This window comes from Pseudomonas syringae pv. cilantro (genome assembly GCF_001293775.1).
GTDB classification, from domain to species: domain Bacteria; phylum Pseudomonadota; class Gammaproteobacteria; order Pseudomonadales; family Pseudomonadaceae; genus Aquipseudomonas; species Aquipseudomonas syringae_P.
Genome location: NZ_LGLN01000039.1, coordinates 130,558 through 141,602 on the forward strand (window position 1 = coordinate 130,558; position 11,045 = coordinate 141,602).

Genomic DNA, 11,045 nt, shown 5'->3' on the forward strand with positions numbered 1-11,045 from the left:
AAAAGGCATGACCGGGGACGGTCATGCCTGTCTTTTTTCAGCAGACCAGGCAGCTCATTTGCCAATGCAAAAGCTGGAGAAGATCCTGCCCAGCAGATCGTCTGAACTGAACGCTCCAGTAATCTCACCGAGCGACTGTTGAGCCCGGCGCAAATCTTCGGCTAGCAGCTCGCCAGCGCCTGCCAGGGTCAACTGGGCCCTGCCGTGCTCCAGAGAGTGACTGGCATGACGCAGCGCCTCAAGATGGCGTCGACGGGCGCTGAAGCTGCTTTCAGAGGTCTGTTCATAGCCCATGCAGGCTTTGAGGTGCTCACGTAGCAGTTCCAGACCTTCACCACCCGACCTGGCACTCAGGCTGATCGTGACGTGGCCATCGTCACTTGTGAACAAGCCTACGTGATCGCCACTCAGGTCAGACTTGTTACGGATCAGCGTTACCTTGGCCGGATCAGGCCGCTGTTCCAGAAATTCTGGCCATAATGCAAAGGGATCCGCAGCTTCCGGGGCGGTTGCATCCACTACCAGCAGAATTCGGTCAGCTTCCCCGATGGCCTTGAGTGCGCGTTGCACGCCGATCATCTCTACCTGATCTTCCGTGTTGCGCAGACCTGCTGTGTCGACCACGTGAAGCGGCATGCCATCGATGTGGATATGTTCGCGCAGTACGTCACGGGTCGTGCCGGCAATCTCGGTAACGATGGCTGCTTCCCGGCCTGCCAGTGCATTCAGCAGGCTTGATTTGCCTGCGTTAGGGCGACCGGCGATCACGACCGTCATGCCGTCACGTAGCAACGCCCCCTGCCCTGCTTCGCGCAGCACTGTGGATAACTCAAGACGCACATCGTCAAGCATATTGAGTACGTGGCCATCGGCGAGGAAGTCGATTTCCTCCTCCGGGAAGTCGATTGCCGCCTCGACGTAGATACGCAGGCTGATCAGTTTCTCGGTCAAGTTATCCACACGCTTGGAGAAAGCGCCTTGCAGCGAGCGCAATGCATTGCGCGCAGCCTGTGCAGAACTTGCCTCGATCAAATCGGCGATTGCCTCAGCCTGGGCAAGATCGAGCTTGTCATTGAGAAACGCACGTTCACTGAATTCACCCGGGCGCGCCAGACGGCTGCCCAATTGCAGGCAGCGTTGCAGCAGCATGTCCAGAACGATCGGGCCGCCGTGGCCCTGAAGTTCTAGTACATCCTCGCCTGTGAATGAATTCGGCCCGGGAAAATACAGCGCAATCCCCTCATCGAGCACTTCACCCGCTTCATCAGAGAACGGTCCGTAATGCGCATATCGTGGTTTCGGCGTTCGGCCGATCATCGCTTGCGCGGTCTTGCCAGCCAAAGGGCCCGAGACGCGCACGATACCGACACCGCCCCGCCCTTGAGCAGTTGCGATGGCGGCGATGGTTTCACGAGGAACGTTCATGGTCCGGCTCCTGGACAAATGGCGGATAGCAAAACGCCCCACTAGGGGGCGTCTTGTATAACTTATTCACAGGTTAGATCAGGCAGCAGCTTTCTTGGTAGCGGCTTCGATCTTGCGAGTGATATATGCCTGCTGTGCAATCGACAGGGTGTTGTTCACAACCCAGTACAGAACCAGACCGGCAGGGAACCACAGGAAGAAGAACGTGAAAATGATTGGCATCAGTTTCATGACCTTGGCCTGCATCGGATCCGGCGGAGTCGGGTTCAGGCGCTGCTGGATGAACATGGTTGCGCCCATGATGATCGGCAGGATAAAGAACGGGTCTTTGATCGACAGGTCAGTTATCCACAGTATCCATGGCGCCTGACGCATTTCCACGCTTTCCAGGAGTACCCAGTACAGCGAAAGGAAAACCGGCATCTGCACAAGAATCGGCAAGCATCCACCCAGCGGATTGATCTTTTCTTTCTTGTACAGCTCCATCATCGCCTGGGACATTTTCTGGCGATCATCGCCATGTTGTTCCTTCAGCAGCGCCAGCTTCGGAGCCACGGCCCGCATACGCGCCATGGATTTATAGCTGGCAGCAGACAGCGGGAAGAACAGACCTTTGATCAGCATGGTCAAAACGATGATCGACCAGCCCCAGTTACCGAGGATCGCGTGGATATGTTGCAGCAGCCAGAAGATAGGCTGGGCGATGAACCACAGGAAACCATAGTCAACGGTCAGCTCCAGACCTGGGGATAACTCTTTGAGCACCGCCTGGCTTTTTGGACCTGCGTACAGCGTGGCACTGGTTTCACCCTGCGCACCTGGTGCAACCGACAAGGTAGGGCTGGTGAAGCCGATGATGTAATTGCCCTGGCTGTCTTTACGGGTTTGAACCTGGTTTGTGGCGTTGTGATCAGGAATCCACGCGGTCACAAAATAGTGCTGCAGCCATGCAACCCAGCCACCTTGCACTGTTTCCTTGACCTGGCCCTTGTCGATATCTTTCATCGACACTTTTTTGTACGGCTCGGCCGCCGTCCACAGTGCAGCGCCCAGATAGGTCGCAGTACCGGTTGCGGTGGTCGACGAAGGATCGGAACTGGCGTCACGCTTCAATTGTGCGAAAAGATTACCGGCCCAAGGCTGAGCGCTCTGGTTATCCACAACGTACGTCATGACCAGATCGTAAAGACCGCGCTTGAACGTGAAGCGCTTGATGTAATTGACGCCGTTTTCCGAGAATTTCAGCTCCACGACCATCGAGTCCTGGCCGTCAGCCAGTTGATAAGTCTTCTGTGTGGAGGAATAAACCGGACGACCGGCTGCACGTGCATCAGGACCATTGGTACCTGTCAGGCCGCTTTGTGCCAGAAAAGTACGTTCACCGCCGTTATCGAACAGCTGGAACGGCACGTCAGGACGATCCTGACGACGCGGGTACAGAGGCAAACGAAGCTGAACGACGTCACCACCTACCGGATCGATCGCCAGATCAAGCACGTCGGTTTTGACGTGAATGAGGTCTTTGCTGGCTACGGCCGGAGTTTCAAGAGGCGCTGCACTGGTGGTGTTGGCAGTAGCGCTCGGAACATCGGCACTTGCAGAACCATTATTTCCAGCAGCCGTATCCGGAATACCCGGTGCGGTGTTGCTGGCTGCAACATTCTGGGTCGGCATGGCAGCCTGACCGTAGTCCTGGTTCCATTTCAGAACCCCGACATAGGTCACGATTGCCAGGGCAACGATCAGGATCGTGCGTTTAATATCCATGATTACTCGGCCATCGAAGAAGAACGGGAGGTGGGGACAGCTGGAACCGGGTCATAACCACCGGGATTCCACGGGTGACAGCGACCCAGGCGACGAATTGACAGCCAGCCGCCGCGCAAAAGGCCATGGTTTTCGATGGCTTCATACGCGTAGCAGGAGCAACTGGGGTAGAAACGACAGTGACTGGCCATCAGCGGGCTAATGGCATAGCGATAAAACTGGATCGGAACGAGTGCCAGTTTACGCATCGGTACTGTCTACCCCTGCAGGTTCGGACTTTTCTTCCGGAGTGGGTCGGCTACGCGCCAGACGTTTCCAGAGCTTGCCGAAATGCTGAATCAGTTCAGGGTTTTCTACGTCACCCAAACCTTTACGCGCGACGATAACGATATCCCAACCGACCAAACTGTCTTGGTGTTGGCGAAATGATTCGCGCATCAGGCGTTTCAAGCGATTGCGCTCGACGGAGAGCTTGACGCTCTTTTTACCGATCACAAGCCCCAAACGTGGATGATCAAGGTCGTTGTTGCGCGCAAGGAGCAGGAGATTTTTCCCCGGAACCTTGCCGGTAGGGGAGTCAAAGACAGCCTTGAAATGCCGGGGTGTCAGCAAACGCTTTTCCCGACTGAAGTCTCGACTCACCTCCTTGGCCGGTTTATCAAACTGCCAGACGCTTACGGCCTTTGGCACGACGACGCGAGAGGACTGCGCGGCCGTTTTTAGTGGCCATACGTGCACGGAAACCGTGGGTGCGGGCGCGCTTGATAGTGCTGGGTTGGAAAGTACGTTTCATGGCGTGTTACCTGGTTCGTCCACTACGGGCCGGAATGGCCCCCGTTTTAAGAGACCGGGGATTCTAGAGAAAGCGGGCCCGCAGGTCAATTTCCAACCAGCTTTTCTTCTTGCATGCCTTTTATGAGCAATTCGAGGTTTCCCGGCGACATGGACCGCCTCCTAATCACCCAGTTATAGAAATAAAAGAAAGAAAGTATTTAAAGCTTCTTTATAAGGCTTATAACTCTTACGCCGAAGATTTCTGTGGATAACTCTCTGAGAGCCCACAAAACAGCCGTGTACAGCGATCCGGAAGGTTGTCGAGAAGCGGTGCTGAGCCTGTGCTGCGCTGTCGGAAAAGCTGTGCATGGAACGACGTTTTATCCACAGGCCAGTTATGCACAGAGTTTGAGCCCGACTTATGCAATGGGCTGACGTGGGTTTATCCACAGCCCTTAGGCGCTGACCGTTTGTCGTGTCATGAGGCTATAAATCGTTGATTTATAGCCCTCCGCGAGCAAGCTACATGTGGATAAGTCGCTCCTGGATCGTTACAATGGCGGCTGTTTTTGCCTCACCGGCTTTCAACTCAGGGGATATCCGTGTCAGTGGAACTTTGGCAGCAGTGCGTGGAGCTTTTGCGCGAGGAGCTGCCTGCCCAGCAATTCAACACCTGGATCCGTCCGCTACAGGTCGAAGCCGAAGGCGACGAGTTGCGTGTGTACGCACCTAACCGTTTCGTTCTCGATTGGGTCAATGAAAAGTACCTCGGTCGTTTGCTTGAGCTTCTTGGCGAACACGGTCAAGGCATGGCGCCTGCGCTTTCCTTATTAATAGGAAGCAAGCGCAGCTCTGCACCGCGTGCCGCTCCGAATGCTCCGTTGGCAGCCGCAGCGTCTCAGGCGTTGTCTGCCAACTCGATCAGCAGTGTTTCGTCTGCGGCCCCTGCCATGGCTGCATCTGCCGCGCCCGCCGCTGCAACGCCGGCGCCTGTGCATAACGTCGTGACACACAATGAGCCATCGCGTGACAGTTTTGACCCGATGGCCGGCGCCAGCTCACAGCAAGCGCCAGCCCGTGCCGAGCAACGTACTGTCCAGGTGGAAGGCGCGCTCAAGCACACCAGTTACCTGAATCGTACGTTCACGTTCGAGAATTTCGTCGAGGGTAAATCCAACCAGTTGGCCCGCGCAGCGGCCTGGCAGGTTGCCGATAACCCGAAGCACGGCTACAACCCGCTCTTCCTTTATGGCGGTGTAGGTCTTGGTAAAACTCACTTGATGCACGCGGTGGGTAACCATCTGCTGAAGAAGAACCCGAACGCCAAGGTTGTGTACCTGCATTCGGAGCGCTTTGTCGCGGACATGGTCAAGGCTTTGCAGCTTAATGCGATCAACGAGTTCAAGCGCTTCTACCGTTCGGTTGACGCGTTGCTGATCGATGACATCCAGTTTTTTGCGCGCAAAGAACGTTCGCAGGAAGAGTTTTTCCACACGTTCAACGCGCTGCTGGAAGGCGGACAGCAGGTCATTCTGACCAGCGACCGCTATCCAAAAGAAATCGAGGGGCTTGAAGAGCGCCTCAAGTCACGCTTTGGCTGGGGCCTTACAGTTGCCGTCGAGCCTCCGGAGCTTGAAACACGCGTCGCGATTCTCATGAAGAAGGCGGATCAGGCCAAGGTCGATCTGCCCCATGATGCAGCGTTCTTCATTGCCCAGCGCATTCGTTCCAACGTCCGTGAGCTCGAAGGTGCGCTCAAGCGTGTCATTGCACACTCGCACTTCATGGGCCGTGATATCACCATCGAGCTGATTCGCGAGTCGCTGAAGGACTTGCTGGCGTTGCAGGACAAGCTGGTGAGTGTGGATAACATTCAGCGTACGGTCGCCGAGTACTACAAGATCAAGATATCCGATCTGTTGTCGAAGCGTCGTTCACGTTCCGTGGCCCGACCTCGGCAGGTGGCCATGGCGCTCTCCAAGGAACTCACCAACCATAGCCTCCCGGAAATCGGCGATGTCTTTGGTGGCCGAGACCACACGACCGTTTTGCACGCGTGCCGAAAGATCAACGAACTCAAGGAATCCGATGCGGATATCCGCGAGGACTACAAGAACCTGCTGCGAACGCTGACGACGTGATGACGCCAGCGCAGCTTATTAAGGCAAGGGACTAGACCATGCATTTCACCATTCAACGCGAAGCCCTGTTGAAACCCCTGCAATTGGTCGCCGGCGTGGTTGAACGCCGCCAGACCTTGCCGGTTCTTTCCAATGTGCTTCTGGTCGTAGAAGGTCAGCAGTTGTCGCTGACCGGTACTGATCTGGAAGTCGAACTGGTGGGCCGCGTACAGCTCGAAGAACCCGCTGAGCCCGGCGAAATCACTGTGCCGGCACGCAAGCTGATGGACATCTGTAAAAGCCTGTCCAACGACGCGCTGATCGATATCAAACTCGATGACTCCAAGCTGATCGTCAAAGCCGGGCGCAGCCGTTTTACGTTGTCAACCTTGCCTGCAAACGATTTCCCTACAGTGGAAGAAGGTCCGGGTTCGCTGACCTTCAATCTGGTGCAGAGCAAACTGCGTCGCTTGATCGAGCGCACCAGCTTTGCGATGGCTCAACAGGACGTTCGCTATTACCTCAACGGCATGCTGCTTGAGGTCAGCGCAGGCATCCTGCGAGCAGTCGCTACCGACGGTCATCGCCTGGCAATGTGCTCGATGTCTGCCGATATCGAACATGCGGATCGTCATCAGGTCATCGTGCCTCGTAAAGGCATCCTCGAGATGGCGCGCCTGCTGACCGAGCAGGACGGTATGGTCAGCATCGTTCTGGGCCAGCATCACATTCGCGCCACTACTGGCGAGTTCACCTTCACCTCGAAACTGGTAGACGGCAAATTCCCGGACTACGAGCGCGTTCTCCCGAAGGGTGGTGACAAGCTGGTGTTGGGTGATCGTCAGGCGCTGCGTGAAGCCTTCAGCCGTACCGCGATCCTGTCCAACGAAAAGTACCGCGGCATCCGCCTGCAACTGGCCAGTGGTCAATTGAAGATTCAGGCCAACAACCCTGAGCAGGAAGAAGCAGAGGAAGAAATCAGCGTCGAGTACAACGGTGATTCGCTGGAGATCGGTTTCAACGTCAGCTACCTGCTCGACGTGCTAGGTGTCATGACCACTGAACAGGTACGCCTGATTCTGTCTGACTCGAACAGCAGCGCACTGGTGCAAGAATCGGACAACGATGATTCTGCCTATGTCGTTATGCCGATGCGCCTGTAACTTCATGCTCAGCGCAACCTAGATGTCTCTTAGTCGCGTCTCGGTCACCGGGGTGCGCAATCTGCATCCGGTGACCCTCTCCCCCTCCCCGCGTATCAATATCCTGTACGGCGCCAACGGCAGCGGAAAAACCAGCGTACTGGAAGCCATCCATTTGCTGGGCATCGCCCGTTCGTTTCGCAGCAGCCGCTTGCTCCCCGTCATTCAGTACGAACAGCCTGCATGTACGGTCTTTGGGCAAGTCGATCTTGCACAAGGCGGCCACAGCAATCTGGGTGTTTCACGCGACCGTCAAGGCGAGTTTCAGATTCGCATTGATGGTCAAAATGCGCGAAGTGCTGCCCAGCTTGCTGAAATACTGCCAATGCAATTGATCAATCCGGACAGCTTCCGCTTGCTGGAAGGTGCTCCGAAGATTCGCAGACAGTTTCTGGATTGGGGAGTGTTCCACGTGGAACCTCGTTTCATGGCCACCTGGCAGCGCCTTCAGAAGGCCCTCAAGCAGCGAAACTCGTGGCTTCGGCATGGTACACTTGACGCCGCTTCGCAGGCGGCATGGGACCGGGAGCTGTGCCTGGCAAGTGACGAAATAGATGAATTTCGTCGCGCCTATATCAAAGCACTGAAGCCAGTCTTTGAGCAGACTTTAAGCGAACTCGTTGAGCTTGAAGGTTTGACCCTGAGCTACTACCGAGGATGGGACAAAGAGAAAGAGTTGAGCACAGTGCTCGCCTCTTCCCTGAATCGAGATCAGCAAATGGGCCATACCCAGGCGGGACCCCAACGGGCTGACTTGCGCCTTAGACTAGGTGCTCATAACGCGGCAGATATCTTGTCACGTGGTCAGCAGAAGTTGGTGGTCTGTGCATTGCGTATTGCTCAGGGGCATTTGGTCAGCCAGGTTCGTCGCGGCCAATGCATCTATCTGGTAGATGACCTGCCGTCTGAACTGGACGAGCATCATCGCCAGGCGCTTTGCCGCTTGCTGGAAGAATTACGCTGCCAGGTTTTTATCACCTGTGTAGATCAAGAATTTTTGAGGGAAGGCTGGCAGACGGATACGCCAGTTGCTTTGTTCCACGTGGAACATGGCCGTATCACCCAGACCCACGACCATCGGGAGTGATTGCATGAGCGAAAACCAAACGTACGACTCGACCAGCATTAAAGTGCTGAAAGGGCTCGATGCCGTACGCAAGCGTCCCGGAATGTACATCGGTGATACAGACGATGGCAGCGGTCTGCACCACATGGTGTTCGAGGTGGTTGATAACTCGATCGACGAAGCATTGGCAGGCCATTGCGACGACATCAGCATCATCATCCACCCAGACGAATCTATCACCGTGCGCGATAACGGCCGCGGTATTCCGGTAGATGTGCATAAAGAAGAAGGCGTGTCGGCAGCCGAGGTCATCATGACCGTGCTTCACGCTGGCGGTAAGTTCGACGACAACTCCTACAAGGTATCCGGCGGCTTGCACGGTGTAGGTGTATCCGTGGTTAACGCCCTGTCAGAGCTTCTGCTGTTGACAGTCCGCCGTAGCGGCAAGATCTGGGAGCAGACCTACGTTCATGGTGTTCCACAAGAACCGATGAAAATCGTTGGCGAGAGCGACACCACGGGCACACAGATTCACTTCAAGCCGTCTGCTGACACTTTCAAGAACATCCACTTCAGCTGGGATATTCTGGCCAAGCGTATTCGTGAACTGTCGTTCTTGAACTCCGGTGTCGGCATCGTCCTCAAGGACGAGCGCAGCGGCAAGGAAGAACTGTTCAAGTACGAAGGTGGTTTGCGTGCGTTCGTTGAATACCTGAATACCAACAAGACGCCGGTCAACGAAGTGTTCCACTTCAACGTCCAGCGCGATGACGGCATTGGTGTCGAGATTGCCCTGCAGTGGAACGACAGCTTCAACGAGAACCTGTTGTGCTTCACCAACAACATTCCACAGCGCGACGGCGGTACTCACCTGGTGGGTTTCCGTTCGGCACTGACGCGTAACCTGAACAACTATATCGAGCAGGAAGGTCTGGCCAAGAAGCACAAGGTCGCGACCACCGGTGACGATGCGCGTGAAGGCTTGACCGCGATTATCTCGGTCAAAGTACCTGATCCGAAGTTCAGCTCGCAGACCAAGGACAAGCTGGTTTCGTCCGAAGTCAAAACCGCAGTCGAACAGGAGATGGGCAAATACTTCTCCGACTTCCTGCTGGAAAACCCGAACGAAGCCAAAGCGGTTGTCGGCAAAATGATCGACGCAGCTCGTGCTCGTGAAGCCGCGCGCAAGGCCCGTGAAATGACTCGCCGTAAAGGCGCGTTGGACATCGCAGGCCTGCCGGGCAAACTGGCCGACTGCCAAGAGAAAGACCCTGCCCTCTCCGAACTGTACCTGGTGGAAGGGGACTCTGCTGGCGGATCAGCCAAGCAGGGACGTAACCGCAGAACCCAGGCCATCCTGCCTCTCAAGGGCAAGATCCTGAACGTTGAAAAGGCGCGTTTCGACAAGATGATCTCTTCGCAGGAAGTGGGCACCTTGATCACCGCGTTGGGCTGTGGCATTGGCCGTGACGAGTACAACATCGACAAGTTGCGTTATCACAACATCATCATCATGACCGATGCTGACGTCGACGGCTCGCACATCCGTACCCTGCTGTTGACCTTCTTCTTCCGTCAATTGCCGGAGCTGATCGAACGCGGTTACATCTACATCGCTCAGCCACCGCTGTACAAGGTCAAGAAAGGCAAGCAAGAGCAGTACATCAAAGACGACGAGGCCATGGAAGAATACATGACCCAGTCGGCTCTTGAAGACGCCAGCCTGCACCTCAGCGAATCGGCCCCGGGTATCTCCGGTACTGCGCTTGAGAAACTGGTCAACGACTTCCGCATGGTGATGAAGACCCTCAAGCGCCTGTCGCGTCTGTACCCTCAGGAACTGACCGAGCATTTCGTCTATCTGCCGCCTATCACGCTTGAGCAGCTTTCAGACCACGAGGGCATGCAAGCCTGGCTGGCGCTGTTCGATGCGCGCCTGCGTATGGGTGAGAAGTCGGGCCTGGTCTACAAAGCCAGCCTGCGTGAAGACCGTGAACGTAACGTCTGGCTGCCAGAGGTCGAACTGATTTCCCACGGCCTGTCGAACTACGTCACCTTCAACCGTGACTTCTTCGGTAGCAACGACTACAAGACCGTTACAGCACTGGGCGCGCAGATCAGCACGCTTCTGGAAGAAGGTGCCTACGTACAACGTGGCGAGCGTAAAAAGCCTGTCACTGAGTTCAAGGAAGCCCTGGCCTGGCTGATGGCCGAAAGCACCAAGCGCCACACCATCCAGCGCTACAAAGGACTGGGTGAGATGAACCCGGACCAACTCTGGGAAACCACCATGGACCCAAGCGTGCGCCGCATGCTGAAAGTCACCATCGAAGACGCCATCGGCGCTGACCAGATCTTCAACACCCTCATGGGTGATGCGGTCGAGCCACGCCGTGACTTCATCGAAAGTAATGCGTTGGCGGTGTCCAACCTCGACTTCTGATGGAAGTGTGATCGAACATCTACCCCGGCGAAAGCCGGGGTTTTTGTTTGTGGGGTTGTATCTGACTAATTAGCCCGCAGTTTTAGATCATGATTAGAGCGTCGTAATGCGTGTTAGAGATGCCTCAAAACCATCGTCGTTATTGAGCGTTTTGTTTTCAATGCTATCTGCGACCTGTTTACCCACTGCATCAGTATATTTCGCAATCTTTTCGTTCAGCGCTTCACCCAACGGCGTCTCGGAAACCG

General features: G+C 55.6%; 9 protein-coding genes. 4 read left to right on the top strand and 5 right to left on the bottom strand.

All coding sequences use genetic code 11. The features are described 5' to 3' along the window. Positions 1-54 precede the first annotated feature (54 nt). From mnmE to rpmH, 5 genes are all read right to left on the bottom strand, one after another. Positions 55-1,425: a tRNA uridine-5-carboxymethylaminomethyl(34) synthesis GTPase MnmE gene (mnmE, locus tag ABJ99_RS12690; RefSeq protein WP_054086131.1), complete on the bottom strand. Its 1,371-nt coding sequence runs from the start codon at positions 1,423-1,425 to the stop codon at positions 55-57. 78 nt (positions 1,426-1,503) lie between these two features. Then, positions 1,504-3,192: a membrane protein insertase YidC gene (yidC, locus tag ABJ99_RS12695; RefSeq protein ID WP_054086132.1), complete on the bottom strand. Its 1,689-nt coding sequence runs from the start codon at positions 3,190-3,192 to the stop codon at positions 1,504-1,506. Between the two features lie 2 nt (positions 3,193-3,194). Beyond that, positions 3,195-3,440 (bottom strand): membrane protein insertion efficiency factor YidD, encoded by a 246-nt coding sequence (yidD, locus tag ABJ99_RS12700; RefSeq protein WP_002551313.1) that lies wholly within the window; start codon positions 3,438-3,440, stop codon positions 3,195-3,197. After that, on the bottom strand, positions 3,433-3,834 hold the full coding sequence (gene rnpA / locus ABJ99_RS12705; RefSeq protein ID WP_005768230.1) for a ribonuclease P protein component: 402 nt from the start codon (positions 3,832-3,834) through the stop codon (positions 3,433-3,435). Before rnpA ends, yidD begins: the two co-directional genes overlap by 8 nt. Before the next feature lie 16 nt (positions 3,835-3,850). Next, entirely contained in the window at positions 3,851-3,985 is a 135-nt protein-coding gene (gene rpmH, locus ABJ99_RS12710; protein WP_002551315.1) for a 50S ribosomal protein L34, read from the bottom strand. A gap of 583 nt (positions 3,986-4,568) precedes the next feature. Here rpmH and dnaA point away from each other — a divergent pair. Genes dnaA through gyrB form a run of 4 tightly spaced genes read left to right on the top strand, consistent with a single transcriptional unit; the run spans position 4,569 to position 10,797 of the window. Next, complete coding sequence (dnaA, locus tag ABJ99_RS12715) at positions 4,569-6,107, top strand: chromosomal replication initiator protein DnaA (RefSeq protein WP_054086133.1); 1,539 nt, start codon at positions 4,569-4,571, stop codon at positions 6,105-6,107. Positions 6,108-6,145: 38 nt separating this feature from the next. Beyond that, on the top strand, positions 6,146-7,249 hold the full coding sequence (dnaN, locus tag ABJ99_RS12720) for a DNA polymerase III subunit beta (RefSeq protein WP_003367826.1): 1,104 nt from the start codon (positions 6,146-6,148) through the stop codon (positions 7,247-7,249). Between the two features lie 22 nt (positions 7,250-7,271). Beyond that, complete coding sequence (gene recF / locus ABJ99_RS12725; protein WP_007252362.1) at positions 7,272-8,375, top strand: DNA replication/repair protein RecF; 1,104 nt, start codon at positions 7,272-7,274, stop codon at positions 8,373-8,375. Between the two features lie 4 nt (positions 8,376-8,379). Next, complete coding sequence (gyrB, locus tag ABJ99_RS12730; protein WP_007252363.1) at positions 8,380-10,797, top strand: DNA topoisomerase (ATP-hydrolyzing) subunit B; 2,418 nt, start codon at positions 8,380-8,382, stop codon at positions 10,795-10,797. Positions 10,798-11,045: the final 248 nt, after the last annotated feature.